Here is a 17,410-nt window from a genome sequence, read left to right on the forward strand (position 1 = left end):
GTGAGAGGGAGCGAGCCCGACCATAATCGGACGGGTGTTCCTGACGATCAGTACAACCGGCACCCCGGAGCGTCCCGCCACCGATCTCGGATTCCTGCTGCACAAGCATCCCGAGAAGGCGCAGACGTTCTCCACTTCCCATGGCACCGCGCACGTCTTCTATCCCGAGGCGTCCGCGGAGCGCTGCACGGCGGCGCTTCTGCTGGAGGTGGATCCCGTGGCGCTGGTGCGGCGGGGCAAGGGCAAGGGCCGGGGCGGTGCCCCCGACGCGGCGCTCGCCCAGTACGTCAACGACCGCCCGTACGCGGCCTCCTCGCTGCTGTCCGTCGCGATGAGCACCGTCTTCAAGTCCGCACTGAGCGGCGCCTGCCGGGCGATGCCAGAGCGGGCCGAGGAGACGCTGCCGTTGCGGATCGAGGTGCCCGCCCTCCCGGCCCGTGGTGGTGCCGAGCTGGTGCGCAAGCTCTTCGGTCCGCTCGGCTGGTCGCGGGTGGACGCGGTGGCCGTACCGCTGGACGAGCAGTTCTCCGAGTGGGGGGACTCCCGGTACGTACGGCTCGTGCTGGAGGGCGAGCTGCGGCTGGCGGACGCGCTGCGGCAGCTGTATGTCCTGCTGCCGGTGCTCGACGACGCCAAGCACTACTGGGTGTCGCCCGACGAGGTGGACAAGCTGCTGCGCGCCGGTGAGGGCTGGCTGGCCGATCACCCCGAGCAGAAGCTGATCACCAGCCGGTATCTGGCCCGCCGCTGGGGACTGACCAGGCAGGCGATGGAGCGGCTGGAGCTGGTCCGGCTGGCCGAGTCGGACGACCTCGACGTCGAGAGCATCGACAACGCGGTCGACGAGACGGCCGACACCGAGGAGCGGCCGGTGCCGCTCGCCGAGCAGCGGCGGACCGCGATCCTGGCCGCGCTGAGCGGTGCGGGGGCGAGCCGGGTGCTCGACCTGGGCTGCGGACAGGGCCAGTTGGTGCAGGCGCTGCTGAAGGATGTGCGCTTCACGGAGATCGTCGGGGTCGACGTCTCGATGCGCGCCCTCACCATCGCCTCGCGCCGGCTGAAGCTGGACCGGATGGGGGAGCGGCAGGCCGCCCGCGTGACGCTTCAGCAGGGCTCGCTCACGTACACCGACAAGCGGCTCAAGGGGTACGACGCGGCGGTGCTCAGTGAGGTCATCGAGCACCTCGACCTGCCGCGGCTGCCCGCGCTGGAGTACGCGGTGTTCGGCTCGGCCCGGCCCCGCACCGTGCTGGTGACCACGCCGAACGTCGAGTACAACGTCCGCTGGGAGACGCTCCCGGCCGGGCACGTCCGGCACGGCGACCACCGGTTCGAATGGACCCGGGCCGAGTTCCGGGACTGGGCGGGCGAGGTGGCCCGCCGGCACGGGTACGCGGTGGAGTACGTCGCCGTGGGCCCCGACGACCCCGAGGTGGGCCCGCCCACCCAGATGGCAGTTTTCACCATGACCGTGGCCGACGACGAGACCGAGAAGGGGGCGAAAGCCGCATGAGCAGTACCAGTGACAGCACCGGCGCAGACATCAGCGCAAGCACCGGTCACAGCACCAACGACAGCGACAGCGACGGTGACAGAAACAGCGAAAGCCGCAGCAAGAACAGCGAAAGCCGCAGCAAGAACAGCGAAAGCAGCAACAACAGCGAAAGCAACCCGCGCACCCTGCCGGTGACCGACCTCTCCCTCGTGGTCCTCATCGGGGCGAGCGGCTCGGGCAAGTCCACCTTCGCCCACCGGCACTTCGAGCCGACCGAGATCATCTCCTCGGACTTCTGCCGGGGTCTCGTCGCCGACGACGAGAACGACCAGAGTGCGAGCAGGGACGCCTTCGACGTCCTGCACTACATCGCGGGCAAGCGCCTGGCCGCCGGACGGCTGACCGTCGTCGACGCCACGAACGTCCAGGTCGAGAGCCGCCGTCAGCTGGTCAAGCTGGCCCGGGAACACGACGTGCTGCCCATCGCCATCGTGCTCGACCTGCCCGAGGACGTCTGCCTCTCCCGCAACGCGGCCCGTCCGGACCGTGCCGACATGCCCCGCCACGTCGTCCAGCGCCACCGCCGCGAGCTGCGCCGCTCGCTGCGCGGTCTGGAGCGCGAGGGCTTCCGCAAGGTCCACATCCTGCGCACCGAGGACGAGGCCGGGCGCGCGGAAGTGGTGCGTGAGCGCCGCTACAACGACCTCCGCCACCTCACCGGCCCCTTCGACATCATCGGCGACATCCACGGCTGCAGCTCCGAGCTGGAGACCCTGCTCGGCAAGCTCGGCTACGTGGACGGCGCACACCCCGAGGGGCGTACGGCGGTCTTCGTCGGCGACCTCGTCGACCGCGGCCCCGACAGCCCCGGCGTGCTGCGCCGTGTGATGTCGATGGTGGCGGACGGCAACGCGCTCTGCGTGCCCGGCAACCACGAGAACAAGCTCGGCCGCTACCTCAAGGGCCGCAAGGTCCAGCAGACCCACGGACTCGCGGAGACCATCGAGCAGCTGGAGCGGGAGGACGCCAAGGGCCCGGAATTCCGGGAGCGGGTCACGGAGTTCATCGACGGGCTCGTCAGCCACTACGTACTGGACGGCGGCAGCCTGGTCGTCTGCCACGCCGGGCTGCCCGAGAAGTACCACGGGCGCACCTCCGGCCGGGTCCGCTCGCACGCCCTGTACGGCGACACCACCGGTGAGACCGACGAGTTCGGCCTGCCGGTGCGCTACCCGTGGGCGGAGGAGTACCGGGGCCGCGCCGCCGTCGTCTACGGCCACACTCCCGTACCCACCACCTCCTGGGTCAACAACACCATCTGCCTGGACACCGGCGCCGTCTTCGGCGGGAGGATGACCGCGCTGCGCTGGCCGGAGCGCGAGCTCGTCGACGTACCGGCCGAGCAGGTCTGGTACGAGCCGGCGAAGCCGCTGTCCACCGAGGCGCCGGGCGGCCGTGAGGGCCGTCCGCTGGACCTCGCCGATGTGCGGGGCCGCCGGATCGTGGAGACCCGGCACATGGGCCGGATCGCGGTGCGCGAGGAGAACGCGGCGGCCGCGCTGGAGGTCATGAGCCGGTTCGCCGTCGACCCCAGGCTGCTCACCTACCTCCCGCCGACCATGGCGCCGACGGCCACCTCGAAGGAAGAGGGCTATCTGGAGCACCCGGCCGAGGCGTTCGCCCAGTACCGGGCGGACGGCGTGGCCAGGGTCGTGTGCGAGGAGAAGCACATGGGCTCCCGGGCGGTGGCCCTGGTCTGCCGGGACGCGGACGTGGCACGGGAACGCTTCGGTACGGGGGACGCAGTCCCCGCCGCCGGAGGCCCGACGGGCGCCCTGTACACCCGCACCGGACGCCCGTTCCTGGACGACGCCGCGCTGACCGAGGTCGTCCTCGGACGGCTGCGCGCGGCCGTCACCGCCGCCGGGCTGTGGGAGGAGTGGGACACCGACTGGGTGCTGCTCGACGCCGAGTTGATGCCCTGGTCCTTCAAGGCGGCCGGGCTGCTCCGCTCGCAGTACGCGGCGGTCGGCGCCGCGTCGGGCGCCGTCCTCCCCGCGGCAGAGGCCGCCCTCGCGGCAGCGGTGGAGCGTGGCATCGACCTCGGCGCGCTCGCGGACCGGCAGCGCGGCCGGGCCGAGGACGCGGCGGCGTTCACCGAGGCCTACCGCCGGTACTGCTGGAGCACCGAGGGTCTCGAAGGGGTGCGGCTGGCACCGTTCCAGATCCTCGCCGTGCAGGGCCGCTCGCTCGCCGCCGTGCCCCATGACGAGCAGCTGGCCTGGCTGGACCGGCTGGTGGAGCACGACCCCACGGGGCTGCTCCAGGTCACCCGGCGGCTCGTCGTCGAGACCGCCGACGAGGCGTCGGTCCGCTCCGGCATCGACTGGTGGCGGGAGATGACCGGCCGGGGCGGCGAGGGCATGGTGGTCAAGCCGCTCGGCGCGTTCGTCAGGGACGGCAAGGGCCGGCTGGTCCAGCCCGGCATCAAGGTGCGCGGCCGGGAGTACCTGCGGATCATCTACGGCCCCGAGTACACCCGCCCGGAGAATCTGGACCGGCTGCGCGGCCGCTTCCTCGGCCACAAGCGGTCGCTCGCCCTGCGTGAGTACGCACTGGGGCTCGAAGCCCTGGACCGGCTGGCCGGGGGCGAGCCGCTGTGGCGGGTGCACGAGGCGGTCTTCGCGGTGCTGGCGCTGGAGTCGGAACCGGTCGACCCCCGGCTGTAGGACCCGTCCGGCGGGCCGGGACGCAGCGGCATCCCGGCCCGCCGGAAGAACCGGCAGGCGATTCTCCGGGTGAACGGCGCTCCGCGCGGTGAGGATGGGGACATGGGATTCCATGTCGACTCCGAGGCCGGGCGGCTGCGCCGCGTCATCCTGCACCGCCCCGATCTGGAACTGAAACGGCTCACCCCGAGCAACAAGGACGCGCTGCTCTTCGACGACGTGCTCTGGGTGCGCCGGGCGAGCCAGGAGCACGACGGCTTCGCGGACGTGCTGCGCGACCGGGGCGTCGAGGTGCACCTCTTCGGGGATCTGCTCCGCGAGTCGCTGGAGATCCCGGCGGCCCGGCGGCTCGTGCTGGACCGGGTCTTCGAGGAGAAGGAGTACGGCCCGCTCGCCACCGAGCATCTGCGGGCCGCCTTCGAGGAGCTGACCGCCACCGAACTCTGCGAGGCGCTGGTCGGCGGGATGACCAAACGGGAGTTCCTGGAGCGGCACCGCGAGCCGACCTCGGTGCGCTTCCACGTCATGGACCTGGACGACTTCCTGCTCGGGCCGCTGCCGAACCACCTCTTCACCCGTGACACCTCGGCCTGGATCTACGACGGGGTCTCCATCAACGCCATGCGCTGGCCGGCCCGGCAGCGCGAGACCGTCCACTTCGAGGCGATCTACGGGCACCATCCGCTCTTCACCGGCCCCGACGCGGGCGCTTTCCAGCGCTGGTCGGAGGGGCAGGCCGCCTACCCCTCCACCATCGAGGGCGGCGACGTCCTGGTCATCGGCCGGGGAGCCGTCCTCATCGGGATGAGCGAGCGCACGACCCCGCAGGCGGTGGAGATGCTGGCCCGCGGGCTCTTCGACGCCGGGTCCGCCCGCACGATCGTGGCGCTCGACATGCCCAAGAGCCGGGCGTTCATGCACCTGGACACGGTGATGACGATGGTCGACGGGGACACCTTCACCAAGTACGCGGGCCTGGGGATGCTCCGCTCGTACACCATCGAGCCGGGAGACGGCCCGCGTGACCTCAAGGTCACCGACCATCCGCCCGAGCACATGCACCGCGCCATCGCCGAGGCGCTGGGCCTGGACTCGATCCGGGTCCTCACCGCCACCCAGGACGTGCACGCCGCCGAGCGCGAGCAGTGGGACGACGGCTGCAACGTCCTGGCCGTCGAACCGGGCGTCGTGGTCGCCTACGAGCGCAATGCCACCACCAACAGCCACCTGCGCAAGGAGGGGATCGAGGTCATCGAGATCCGTGGCAGCGAACTGGGCCGGGGCCGGGGCGGGCCCCGCTGCATGAGCTGCCCGGTGGTCCGCGATCCGGTGTGAGCGGTGTGACCCGTGCGGTTGAGGGGCACAGAAACCACTCTGTATAGCGATGCATTGTGTCGTATAGACTTCCAGGGTTACCGTATGCGTCCCCCCGCCCGACCCAGGAGCAGTCACCATGGCCATAGACCTCGCAGGCCGCCACTTCATCAAGGAGCTGGACTTCACGGCCGAGGAGTTCCGCGGCCTGATCGACCTGGCCGCGGAGCTGAAGGCCGCGAAGAAGGCGGGGACCGAGGTGCAGCGGCTGCGCGGCCGGAACATCGCGTTGATCTTCGAGAAGACCTCGACCCGTACCCGGTGCGCGTTCGAGGTGGCCGCCGCCGATCAGGGCGCGGCGACGACGTACCTCGACCCGTCCGGTTCCCAGATGGGCCACAAGGAGTCGGTGAAGGACACCGCACGCGTCCTCGGCCGGATGTTCGACGGGATCGAGTACCGGGGCGACAGCCAGGCGGCCGTCGAGGAGCTGGCGGCATACGGCGGGGTGCCCGTCTTCAACGGGCTCTCCGACGACTGGCACCCCACCCAGATGCTCGCCGACTACCTCACCATGACCGAGCACAGCGCGAAGCCGCTGGAGCGGATCGCCTTCGCGTACCTCGGTGACGCCCGGTTCAACATGGGCAACTCCTACCTGGTCACCGGCGCCCTGCTGGGCATGGACGTGCGGATCGTCGCGCCGAAGGCCTACTGGCCCGCCGACGGCATCGTCGCGGAGGCCCGCAGGCTCGCCGAGGGCAGCGGGGCGACCGTCACGCTCACCGAGGACATCGCCGAGGGCGTGCGCGGCGCCGACTTCGTCGCCACGGACGTGTGGGTCTCGATGGGGGAGCCCAAGGAGGTCTGGGACGAGCGGATCACCGCCCTCGCGCCCTATGCCGTCACCATGGACGTCCTGCGGGCCACCGCGAACCCCGACGTGAAGTTCCTGCACTGCCTCCCGGCCTACCACGACCTCGGCACCAAGGTGGGTCGGGAGATCCACGCCCGGCACGGTCTGACCGAGCTGGAGGTCAGCGACGAGGTCTTCGAGTCCGCCCACTCGGTCGTCTTCGACGAGGCGGAGAACCGGATGCACACGATCAAGGCGGTCCTGGTCGCGACGCTGGCCGGGGCCTGATCCGCGCAGTCCCGACCGGGACAAACCGTATGTTCATGCGCTCAATTGGGTGAACATGCACATGGGTGCCTACTATGGCCCCCTTGGTGGGGTTCGGGCTCGCATGCTCGAACCCCATTTTCCGTGCGTCCCACCGGCCCCCACGCCGCGGACGCACCCCCCCCACATGTGCCACCAGAGATTGCCAGAGATGAGAACACCCCGTGAGTCCCCTGCGCCTGCCCGCCCCACCGCGCCGCGTCAAGGACCCCCACCAGCTGATCGCCGAATCGGGGGCGGACCTGGAGGGGCACGGCCTCAAGCGCACCATGGGGCTTTTTCAGCTGGTGTGCTTCGGAGTCGGCGCCGTGGTCGGCACCGGCATCTTCGTCGGCCTCTCCGACAGTGTCGCCGAGGCCGGCCCCGCCGTCGTGCTGTCCTTCGTGCTCGCCGCGGTCACCTGCATCTTCACCGCGTTCTCCTTCGCCGAGCTGGGCAGCGCGATCCCGGTCTCCGGCAGTTCGTACTCCTTCGCCTACGCCACCCTCGGTGAACGTGTCGCCTTCCTCGTCGGCTGGTGCCTGCTCCTGGAGTACGGCGTATCCGTCTCCGCGGTGGCGGTGGGCTGGAGCCAGTACGTGAACGAGCTGCTCAACAGCCTCTTCGGATGGCAGCTGCCCGCCGCGCTCTCCGCGGGACCCGGCGACGGCGGCGTGATCAACCTGCCCGCGGTCATCGTGGTCATGATGGCCGCGACCCTGCTGGTGCGGGGCATCCGCGAGAGCGCCGGGGCCACGGCCGCGATGGCCGTCCTCAAGATCACCGTCCTGATCATGTTCTGCGCCATCGCCTTCACCGCCTTCGAGCACGGCAACCTCACCCCGTTCGCGGCCCACGGAGCGGGCGGTGTCACCGCGGGGGCGTCGCTGGCGTTCTTCTCGTACATCGGGTTCGACGCCATCACCACCGCGGGCGAGGAGGTCAAGAACCCCCGGCGTGACATTCCGCTGGCGATCATGATCTGCATCGGCCTGGTCACGCTGCTCTACTGCGCGGTCGCCCTCGCCGCGATCGGGGCCCTCGGCCCGGACGCCGTCTCCGACAAGCCGGCCGCGCTCTCGCTGATCGTCAACCGGGTCACCGGCTCGACGGTCGGCGGCGGGATCATCGCCTTCGGGGCGATCGTCGCCATCGCCTCGGTCGTCCTCGCGGTGATGTACGGGCAGACCCGCATCCTCATGTCGATGTCGCGCGACGGCCTGGTCCCGCGGGTCTTCGAACGGGTCTCGCCGCGGACCTCGACGCCGGTCGCCAACACTTGGATCGTGGCCACCGTCTTCGCCGTACCGGCGGCCTTCTCGTCACTCGATGTCGTGGTGAACCTGACGACCATCGGGACCCTCGCCACCATGGTCGCGGTCAACATCGCGGTGATCGTGCTGCGCCACCGCAACCCCGAGGTGAGGGGCTCCTTCCGGATTCCGCTCCACCCCGTCGGCCCGGTCCTCGGCGTCGGTTTCTGTGTCTATCTCATGTACGGGACCGGCTGGACGACCTGGGTGCAGTTCGCGGTGTTCCTCGCGGCCGGCGCGGTGCTGTACGCCTGCTACGGACGGAGCCGCTCGCGGCTGGCCGGCCGGAACGCGGGCTGACCGCACCGCCTTCCGCAGCCCGGTCAGATCACCGGACGGGCGGGTGACGGCAGGGTGAACCACACGGCCTTGCCGCGTTCCGTCGTGCGGTGACCGCACGACGAGCTGAGGGTACGGATCAGCAGCAGACCCCTGCCGTGCTCCTGCCAGGGGTCCGGTTCGCTGCCCGGTGCGGGACGGGAGAGATCGCCCGGCGGGGCGGGGTCGCGGTCGTGCACCTCCACCTGGCAGCCGGTCGGCAGCAGCTCCACCACCAGCTCGATGGACCCGTCGCCGGGGGTGTGCTCCACCGCGTTGGCGACCAGTTCGGCGGTGAGCAGTTCGGCGGTGTCGCTGTCGGCCGGGACCTCGATGTCCGCCAGCGCCGTACGGATCAGGGCACGGGCCATCGGCACGGCCGCAGCCGTGTGCGGCAGTGCGATCCGCCAGGAGGCGGGAGCGGGGACATCGGACGGCACAGCGGCGGTTCCATTCGAGGGATGAGACGTTCATGGAACGCATTACTTCTTGGTTTCAACCATACGAAGCCCCACGGCCCGGACAAGGGGCTGTCGACCGGTACGAAGGGGACTTTCGTCACAACGGTCTCACGCTCTGCATATTGCGTACTCGTGACGGGAGTCACGTACGAGTGATAAATTCGACGCAAGCAGCAGCCCGACGGCTGAAGGGGATCACCCTCCATGAGCCCGTTTCCCAGCTCCGCACCACGTACGGAGAACTGGCGCCACCTCAGGGTCACGACGCGTGACGGTGTCGCCACCGTCACCCTCGCCCGCCCCGAGAAACTCAACGCGCTGACCTTCGGCGCCTATGCCGATCTGCGCGATCTGCTGGCCGAGCTGTCCAGGGAGCGCACCGTGCGGGCCCTGGTCCTGGCCGGTGAGGGGCGCGGCTTCTGCTCCGGCGGTGACGTGGACGAGATCATCGGCGCCACCCTCGCGATGGACACCGCGCAACTGCTGGACTTCAACCGGATGACCGGTCAGGTCGTACGGGCCCTGCGCGAGTGCCCGTTCCCCGTCATCGCGGCCGTGCACGGGGTCGCGGCCGGAGCGGGCGCCGTCCTCGCGCTGGCCGCCGACTTCCGGGTCGCCGACCCGACGGCCCGGTTCGCCTTCCTCTTCACCCGGGTCGGGCTCTCCGGCGGCGACATGGGCGCCGCCTATCTGCTGCCCCGGGTGGTGGGCCTCGGCCACGCCACCAGACTGCTGATGCTCGGCGAACCCGTCCACGCACCCGAGGCGACACGCATCGGGCTGATCAGCGAACTGACCGAGGAGGGCCGCGCCGACGAACGGGCCGCCGAGCTCGCCCGCCGCCTCGCGGACGGTCCCGCCCTCGCCCTCGCCCAGACGAAGGCGCTGCTCACCGCCGAACTCGACATGCCGCTGGCCGCCGCCGTCGAGATGGACGCCGCCACCCAGGCCCTGCTGATGCACGGCGAGGACTACGCCGAGTTCCACGCCGCCTTCACCGAGAAGCGGCCGCCGAAGTGGCAAGGCCGGTAGCGCGATGACGGCGCCCGGGAGCCCGCACCCCGACCACCCGTCCGCCGGCCCGCACCGGATCGCCGTCATCGGCGGCGGCCCCGGCGGGCTCTACGCCGCGGCGCTGCTCAAGAGGCTGGACCCCGGGCGCGAGATCACCCTCTGGGAGCGCAACGCCCCCGACGACACCTTCGGTTTCGGCGTCGTCCTCTCCGACGAGACGCTCGGCGGCATCGAGCACGCCGACCCCACCGTCCACCGCGCGCTCCAGAAGGAGTTCGTCCGGTGGGACGACATAGACATCGTCCACCGCGGGCACACCCAGACCTCCGGCGGTCACGGCTTCGCCGCGCTCGGCCGCCGCCGCCTCCTGGAGATCCTGCACGAGCGCTGCGCGTCCCTCGGGGTACGGCTCCACTTCCGCACGGAGGCCCCGCCCGCGGCCGAACTCGCCGGCTCGTACGACCTGGTGATCGCCGCCGACGGGGTGCACAGCGCCACCCGCACCGCCCACGCCGACCACTTCGGCCCCCGCGTCACCACCCACCGCTGCCGCTACATCTGGCTCGCCGCCGACTTCGCCCTGGACGCCTTCCGCTTCGAGACCGCCGAGACCGCGTACGGCGTGATGCAGCTGCACGGCTATCCGTTCTCCCCGGACGCGTCCACCGTCATCGTGGAGATGCGCGAGGAGGTCTGGCGGGCCGCCGGCTTCGACACCCGCGACCCGGCCGACTCGACCCGGCACTGCGCCGCGGTCTTCGCCGACGCGCTCGGCGGCCGGCCGCTGCGCTCCAACAACTCCTCCTGGCTCACTTTCAGCACCGTCGTCAACGCCCACTGGTCGCACGGCAACACGGTCCTCATCGGCGACGCCGCCCACACCGCGCACTTCTCCATCGGCTCCGGCACCAAACTCGCCGTCGAGGACGCCCTCGCGCTCGCCGCCTGCATCGAGGAGCAGCCCGGCCTGCCCGCGGCCCTCGCCGCCTACGAGAGCGAGCGCCGCCCCGTCGTCGAATCGACCCAGCGCGCCGCGGCCGCCAGCCTGCGCTGGTTCGAGGAGCTGGGCCGTCACGTCGACCAGCCGCCCCGCCAGTTCGCGTTCAACCTCCTCACCCGCAGCCGCCGCGTCACCCACGACAACCTCCGGCTGCGCGACGCAGGGTTCGCCGCGGCCGTCGAGGAGGAGTTCGGCTGCCCGCCCGGCACCCCGCCGATGTTCACCCCGCTGCGGCTGCGCGGACTGGAACTGCGCAACCGCGTCGTCGTGTCGCCCATGGACATGTACTCGGCCACCGACGGTGTCCCCGGCGACTTCCACCTCGTCCACCTGGGGGCCAGGGCGCTCGGCGGGGCCGGGCTCGTCATGACGGAAATGGTCTGCGTGAGCCCCGAGGGCCGCATCACCCCCGGCTGCACCGGCCTCTACACCGACGCACAGGCCGCCGCCTGGACCCGGATCACCGACTTCGTGCACACCGGATCGCCCGGCACCGCCATCGGCGTCCAGCTCGGCCACTCCGGCCGCAAGGGCTCCACCAAGCTGATGTGGGACGGCATCGACCAGCCGCTCGACGAGGGCAACTGGCCGCTCGCCGCCGCCTCCCCGATCCCGTACACGCAAGGGGTCAACCAGGTCCCGCACGCCCTGGACCGGGCCGGCCTCGACGTCGTGCGCGAGCAGTTCGCGGACGCCGCCGCCCGCGCCGACGCCTGCGGATTCGACCTCCTCGAACTCCACAGCGCCCACGGCTACCTGCTCTCCGGCTTCCTCTCGCCGCTCACCAACCACCGCACCGACCGGTACGGCGGATCACTGGAGAACCGGCTCCGCTACCCGCTCGAAGTCTTCGACGCCGTCCGCGAACGGTGGCCCGACGACCGTCCGATGACGGTCCGGATCTCCGCCACGGACTGGGCGCGGGGCGGCACCACGGCCGAGGACGCCGTCGGGATCGCCCGCGCGTTCGTCGCCCACGGAGCCGACGCCATCGACGTGTCCACCGGCCAGGTCGTCCCCTTCGAGCAGCCCGAGTACGGGCGCTCCTACCAGACCCCGTACGCCGACCGGATTCGCAACACCCTGTGCGTGCCCGTCATCGCGGTGGGCGCCATCTCCTCCTGGGACGATGTCAACTCCCTGCTGCTGGCGGGCCGCGCCGACCTCTGCGCCCTGGCCCGGCCCCACCTGTACGACCCGCACTGGACGCTGCACGCGGCCGCCGAGCAGGGCTACGCGGGGCAGGGCGCGCCCTGGCCGCTCCCGTACGGCGCGGGCAGCCGCACCCCGCCGACCGGCCGCACCGACGCACCGAAACCGCGGCTCACCCTGGGCTGACAGCCTCTGACGACAGGCACGTGTGGGTAGGCGTTCGCCCCGCCCCGGAACGGCTCCGTACCGGCGCGGAACTCCTGCCCCGGCTCCCCGTACCGCCGCGACCAGCCACACCGGCCCGGGAGTCTCATCCACCGCTTCCCTCCACGCTGATCAGCATCCGGTCGGAGACCGCCCGGTAGCCGACGCGTACATAGACACCGTTGCTCGTGGGGTTGGCCAGGTCGGCGAAGAGCAGCACCTCGTCCGCGCCGGCCTCCCGGGCCGCCCGGCTGACCTGCGCGGTCACCGCCGCCGCGTAGCCCCGGCCGCGGTGGGCGGGCGGGGTGTAGACCGGCGCGACCCGTACCGTGCCCGCGATCCGCGGCGAGACGCCCGCCATCGACACGGGGACGCCGCCGTCCTCCCAGAGCGTCAGCCGCCCCTCGGCCGTCCGCTCGTCCACCGCCCGTTCCGGGTGCCCGGCCGGCTCGCCGATCTCGGCGGCGAAAGCGCGGAACCAGCCCAGCAGCAGTTCCCGGTCCGCCCCGGTCGCGGCCCTTGCCCGGCCACCGGGAGCGGGCGAGGGCGGCAGCAACTCGCCCAGCCGGTAGAGCCGCTGCTCCTCGTCGACGCGGTGCCCCGGCCAGTGGGCCGCCACCGCCCCGGCCGTGGCCCGGTCCGCGTTGACGCCGGTGAGCGGGAGCGCGGCCAGCAGCGGACCGACCGCCTCCGGGACGAGCCCGTTCAGCAGCGCCGGACGGGGCGGTGTCCGTACCACGGTCCCCGCCACCGCGCCGTCCGCCCCGTGCCACCAGCCCAGCACCGGGGCGTGATCGGTGAACGCGTGCGGGCCGTTGCGCCGCAAGGACGCGGTGACGGTCAGCGCGAGGGTGTTCTCGGCCGGCCGGGCGGCGAGCGAGGCGCCGGCCGCGTCGAGGAACACGTCGACATCGTCGGTGAAGGTCCAGGTCATGCACCCGCATTCTGCCGGGCGGGCCACCCGGGCAGCACCTGTATTACGCGCGCACGAACTCCGCCCCCGCGTCCCGCAGCCGCTCGTGCAGCAGCCCGAAGACCTCCGCCGACCTGCCCCCGGGCCACTCCTCGGGCAGCAGCTCGCGCGGCAGTCCCGGGTCCGCGTACGGCACCCGGCGCCAGGAGTCCAGCGCGGTCAGGTAGTCGCGGTAGGCGTGCTCGGGATCGGGCACCTCGTTCCCCCGCGACTCCCAGTCCCGCAGCACCGGTTCGTGCCGCTCCAGGAAGTCGTGGTGCAGCCGGGCGATCGAATCCAGGTCCCACCAGCGCCCCACCGACTCCGCGGTGGCGGCGAAACCCAGATGGTCGCCGCGGAACAGGTCGACGTACGGGGCGAGTCCGAGGCGCTCCAGGGTGTGGCGGGTCTCGTCGTACAGCCCGGCCGGGGCGATCCAGACACCGGGGGCGGCCGTGCCGAAGCCCAGCCGGGCCAGCCGCGAGCGCAGCAGGTGCCGCTTGTGACGCTCGGCCTCCGGTACGGAGAACACCGCGAGCACCCAGCCGTCGCCGGGCCGGGGCGCCGGGTGCCGGTAGATCCGCCGGTCGCCGTCGTCGAGCAGTTGGCGGGCGTCGGCCGAGAGCGCGTAGCCGGCGGCCCCGTCCGCCGTACGGGCCGCGACGAGCAGCCCGCGCCGCTTCAGCCGGGAGACGGAGGACCGTACGGCGGGTGCGTCCACGCCGACGGCATCCAGTAGCCGGATGAGTCCGGCGACCGGCAGCGGGGCGTCGCCGGGGGTACGGCCGTAGGCACCGTAGAGGGTGACGATCAGCGAGCGGGGTGCGTGCGGTTCGGCCATGTGATCATTCTCGGCCCGGGGCGGGAGGGCCGGCACCCTGTTCGTCCGCACGCAGCCGGAACCGTTGCAGTTTGCCCGTCGCGGTACGGGGGAGTGCGGGCAGGAACGTGATGAGGCGCGGGCATTTGTGCGGGGCCAGCTCCGTCTTCATGAAGGTGCGCAGCGCGTCCGCCGAGAGCGTGGAGCCCTCCCGCAGGACCACGTACGCCGCCACGATCCGGCCGCGCAGCTCGTCCTCGCGGCCCACCACCGCGGCCTCCGCCACCTCCGGGTGGCGCAGCAGCGCGTCCTCGACCTCGGGGCCCGCGATGTTGTAGCCGGAGGAGATGATCATGTCGTCGGCGCGGGCCACGTAGTGGAAGTAGCCGTCCGCGTCGCGCACATAGGTGTCGCCCGTGAGGTTCCAGCCGTGCCGTACGTACTCCCGCTGCCGTTCGTCGGCGAGGTAGCGGCAGCCGACCGGTCCGCGTACGGCCAGCAGTCCGGGCTCGCCGTCCGGCACCGGCGCGCCGTCCCGGTCCACCACCCGGGCCCGCCAGCCGGGTACCGGGACGCCGGTGGTGCCGGGGCGGATCGCGTCGTCGGCCGCGGAGACGAAGATGTGCAGCAGCTCGGTGGCGCCGATGCCGTTGATGATGCGCAGACCGGTCCGCTCGTACCAGGAGCGCCAGGTCGCGACGGGCAGGTTCTCGCCCGCCGACACACAGCGGCGCAGCGCGGAGAGGTCGTGCCCGTCGAGCTGGTCGAGCATCACCCGGTAGGCGGTGGGGGCCGTGAACAGCACCGAGACGCGGTGGGCGGCGAGGGCCGGCAGCAGCAGCCTGGGACCGGCCTGTTCCAGCAGCAGCGCCGAGGCACCGGCTCGCAGCGGGAAGATCACCAGGCCGCCGAGCCCGAAGGTGAAGCCGAGCGGCGGGCTGCCGGCGAACACGTCCTCGGGCACCGGCCGCAGGACGTGCCGGGAGAAGGTGTCCGCGATGGCGAGCACATCGCGGTGCAGGTGCATGCACCCCTTGGGGCGGCCGGTGGTCCCCGAGGTGAAGGCGATCAGCGCGACGTCGTCCGACGCGGTGTCCACGGCCGGGTAGGGGCCCGGCCGGGCGGCGGCGAGCCGCAGCAGGTCGTCCGGGGCGTCACCGCCGTACGCGGTGATCCGCAGCCCCGGTACCCGCGCCCGCGCCAGGTCGTCGACCGAACGGACGTCGCACAGGGCGTGGCTGATCCTGGCGATCGAGCAGATCGTGGCGAGTTCGGCGGCCCGCTGCTGGGCCAGTACGGTGACGGCGATCGCGCCGGCCTTCAGCACCGCCAGCCAGCAGGCGGCGAGGTGGGGTGTGGTGGGGCCGCGCAGCAGCACGCGGTTGCCGGGAACGACCCCCAGGTCAGAGGTGAGGACGTGGGCGATCCGGTCGACCCGGTCCCGCAGTACCCCGTAGCTCAGCACCGCGCCGTCCGGGGTGCGGAAGGCGGGGCGCCCGGCTCCGAAGCGGTCCGCCGTGCGGTCCAGGAGCTCGACGGCGCAGTTCAGCCGGTCCGGATAGTGCAGCTCGGGCAGGTCGAAGGCCAGTTCCGGCCACTGGTCGGCGGGTGGCAGATGCTCCCTGGCAAAGCGGTCGATGTGCGCTGAGGCCTTCGGGTCCATGACGGATCGCCCCCCTTGTCGCCCCTGAAGCGTATCGTTTGAGTGACGGTAGTCAACGGTCCGCGATAAAACGGGATACTCAGGCAAGGCACGGGAGAAGGCGTGCGCAGAGCTCACGGCGGACGGCCCGCAGAGAAGCCGTGAGCGAACGGCAGGCGCCATGCTTCCGACGGGACTCCGACAAGAGAGGCGCCGGTATGACGGCATTCTCGCTCGAACCGGCCCAGACCGCCTGGTGCGAGGAACTGCGCACCCTCGCCGAGCAGCGGCTGCGCCCGCTCGCGGAGAAGGGCGAGCCCGGCCACGTCAACCGGCCGCTCCTCGCCGCCCTCGGCGAGCTGGGGCTGCTGGACCGGCTGCTGGACTCCGGCGCCCTCGACCTCTGCCTGCTGCGCGAATCCCTCGCCCGGGGCTGCACGGAGGCCGAGACCGCCCTGGCGCTCCAGGGGCTCGGTACGTACCCCGTGGTCCAGGCGGGTAGCGCGGCCCACCGGGAACGCTGGCTGCCCGAGGTCCGCGCGGGCCGCGCCGTCGCCGCCTTCGCGCTCAGCGAGCCGGGAGCCGGGTCGGACGCGGCGGCCCTCGCCCTCGACGCCGCGCCCGTACCGGACGGCTGGCGGCTGACCGGCGAGAAGTGCTGGATCTCGAACGCCCCAGAGGCCGACTTCTACACCGTCTTCGCCCGCACGACGCGGGGCGCCGGAGCCCGCGGCGTCACCGCGTTCCTGGTCCCCGCCGACCGCCCCGGGCTGACCGGCGACTCCCTGGACATGCTGTCGCCGCACGCGATCGGGTCCCTCGCGTTCGACGGCGTACCGGTCACCTCCGACGACGTCCTCGGGGAACCGGACCGGGGCTTCCGGGTCGCCATGAACACCCTCAACCTGTTCCGGCCGAGCGTCGGCGCGTTCGCCGTCGGCATGGCCCGCGCCGCCCTCGACGCCACCGTCGGACACACCGAGGAGCGCACCGCGTTCGGCGGCCCGCTCAAGGACCTCCAGGCGGTCGCCCACCAGGTCGCGGAGATGGCCACCCGCACCGAGGCCGCCCGGCTGCTGGTGTACGCGGCCGCCGCCGCGTACGACGCGGGGGAGCCCGGCGTCCCGCGCCGCGCCGCCATGGCGAAGCTGTTCGCGACCGAGACCGCGCAGTACGTCGTGGACACGGCCGTCCAACTGCACGGCGCCCGCGCCCTGCGCCGCGGCCATCTGCTCGAACACCTCTACCGGGAGGTCCGCGCCCCGCGGATCTACGAGGGTGCCAGCGAGGTGCAGCGCACGATCATCGCCAAGGAGCTGTACGCCAACCGGGAGCCGTCCGCATGAGCCCGATCCACCGCATCAACCCCGTCGAACTCTCGCCGCCCACGGGCTTCTCGCACGCGGTCACCGCCACCGGGAGCCAACTGGTCTTCCTGGCCGGGCAGACCGCTCTCGACCAGCGGGGCGACATCGTCGGGTCCACCCTGCCCGAGCAGTTCGCCGCCGCCCTCACCAATCTGCTCGCCGCCCTGCGCGCGGCGGGCGGCGCTCCGGCGGACCTGGCCAGGGTCACGGTCTACGCCACCGATGTCGCCGACTACCGGGCGAACGCCTCCGAACTGGGGCGGATCTGGCGGCGGCTGGCGGGCCGCGACTACCCCGCGATGGCCGTGATCGGGGCGGCGCGGCTCTGGGACGAGCAGGCGCTCGTCGAGATCGACGGAGTGGCGGTGCTGGCCTGAGCGGGCCGGACAGCGCGAACGCCCCCTGCGGGCCCGGGGATCCGGGCCCGCAGGGGGCGTACTGGCGCGCACGGGGCGGTCAGCGCATGA

Annotated in this window: 13 protein-coding genes; 9 read left to right on the forward strand and 4 right to left on the reverse strand. The window is 72.1% G+C overall.

Translation table 11 applies throughout. The features are described from left to right. The first annotated feature begins 34 nt into the window (after positions 1 to 34). The 5 genes from ACIQM0_RS36380 to ACIQM0_RS36400 all read left to right on the forward strand — a co-directional run bounded on the left by ACIQM0_RS36380 (position 35) and on the right by ACIQM0_RS36400 (position 8,313). Complete coding sequence (locus ACIQM0_RS36380; RefSeq protein ID WP_401294984.1) at positions 35 to 1,513, forward strand: 3' terminal RNA ribose 2'-O-methyltransferase Hen1; 1,479 nt, start codon at positions 35 to 37, stop codon at positions 1,511 to 1,513. After that, entirely contained in the window at positions 1,510 to 4,224 is a 2,715-nt protein-coding gene (locus ACIQM0_RS36385) for a polynucleotide kinase-phosphatase (RefSeq protein WP_401294986.1), read from the forward strand. The genes ACIQM0_RS36380 and ACIQM0_RS36385 overlap by 4 nt, the downstream gene beginning before the upstream one ends. 102 nt (positions 4,225 to 4,326) lie before the next feature. Then, entirely contained in the window at positions 4,327 to 5,559 is a 1,233-nt protein-coding gene (locus ACIQM0_RS36390; protein WP_401294988.1) for an arginine deiminase, read from the forward strand. A 118-nt stretch (positions 5,560 to 5,677) separates the two neighbouring features. After that, positions 5,678 to 6,682, forward strand: coding sequence for an ornithine carbamoyltransferase (gene argF, locus ACIQM0_RS36395; protein WP_401294990.1), 1,005 nt, complete (start codon positions 5,678 to 5,680; stop codon positions 6,680 to 6,682). 203 nt (positions 6,683 to 6,885) lie between these two features. Beyond that, entirely contained in the window at positions 6,886 to 8,313 is a 1,428-nt protein-coding gene (locus ACIQM0_RS36400) for an amino acid permease (RefSeq protein WP_401294992.1), read from the forward strand. A gap of 23 nt (positions 8,314 to 8,336) precedes the next feature. Here ACIQM0_RS36400 and ACIQM0_RS36405 read toward each other — a convergent pair whose 3' ends face one another. After that, a complete protein-coding gene (locus ACIQM0_RS36405; RefSeq protein WP_401294994.1) occupies positions 8,337 to 8,771 on the reverse strand; it encodes an ATP-binding protein in 435 nt (144 codons plus the stop codon). A gap of 225 nt (positions 8,772 to 8,996) precedes the next feature. Between ACIQM0_RS36405 and ACIQM0_RS36410 the strand changes: the two genes are divergently transcribed. Both ACIQM0_RS36410 and ACIQM0_RS36415 read left to right on the forward strand, forming a co-directional pair. After that, positions 8,997 to 9,824 carry an enoyl-CoA hydratase family protein gene (locus ACIQM0_RS36410; RefSeq protein ID WP_401294996.1) on the forward strand — a complete coding sequence of 276 codons (828 nt, stop codon included), beginning with the start codon at positions 8,997 to 8,999 and terminating at the stop codon, positions 9,822 to 9,824. 4 nt (positions 9,825 to 9,828) lie between these two features. Continuing rightward, positions 9,829 to 12,144, forward strand: a complete 2,316-nt coding sequence (locus ACIQM0_RS36415; protein ID WP_401294998.1) for a bifunctional salicylyl-CoA 5-hydroxylase/oxidoreductase — start codon at positions 9,829 to 9,831, stop codon at positions 12,142 to 12,144. Between the two features lie 124 nt (positions 12,145 to 12,268). Here the strand turns inward: ACIQM0_RS36415 and ACIQM0_RS36420 are convergent, their stop codons facing one another. From ACIQM0_RS36420 to ACIQM0_RS36430, 3 genes are read right to left on the reverse strand one after another with little or no spacing between them, the layout of a single operon-like run. Then, positions 12,269 to 13,096, reverse strand: coding sequence for a GNAT family N-acetyltransferase (locus ACIQM0_RS36420; protein ID WP_401295000.1), 828 nt, complete (start codon positions 13,094 to 13,096; stop codon positions 12,269 to 12,271). 43 nt (positions 13,097 to 13,139) lie between these two features. Beyond that, on the reverse strand, positions 13,140 to 13,955 hold the full coding sequence (locus tag ACIQM0_RS36425) for a PaaX family transcriptional regulator C-terminal domain-containing protein (protein ID WP_401295002.1): 816 nt from the start codon (positions 13,953 to 13,955) through the stop codon (positions 13,140 to 13,142). Positions 13,956 to 13,959: 4 nt separating this feature from the next. Further along, positions 13,960 to 15,597, reverse strand: a complete 1,638-nt coding sequence (locus ACIQM0_RS36430; RefSeq protein ID WP_401295004.1) for an AMP-binding protein — start codon at positions 15,595 to 15,597, stop codon at positions 13,960 to 13,962. 197 nt (positions 15,598 to 15,794) lie between these two features. On the opposite strand from ACIQM0_RS36430, the gene ACIQM0_RS36435 reads away from it, so the two are divergent. Both ACIQM0_RS36435 and ACIQM0_RS36440 read left to right on the forward strand, forming a co-directional pair. After that, positions 15,795 to 16,922 (forward strand): acyl-CoA dehydrogenase family protein, encoded by a 1,128-nt coding sequence (locus ACIQM0_RS36435; RefSeq protein WP_401295006.1) that lies wholly within the window; start codon positions 15,795 to 15,797, stop codon positions 16,920 to 16,922. After that, complete coding sequence (locus ACIQM0_RS36440; protein WP_401295008.1) at positions 16,919 to 17,320, forward strand: RidA family protein; 402 nt, start codon at positions 16,919 to 16,921, stop codon at positions 17,318 to 17,320. Before ACIQM0_RS36435 ends, ACIQM0_RS36440 begins: the two co-directional genes overlap by 4 nt. The last annotated feature ends 90 nt before the right edge of the window (positions 17,321 to 17,410 follow it).

The sequence above is a fragment of the Streptomyces sp. NPDC091387 genome, assembly GCF_044756945.1.
In the GTDB taxonomy this organism is placed as follows: Bacteria; Actinomycetota; Actinomycetes; order Streptomycetales; family Streptomycetaceae; genus Streptomyces.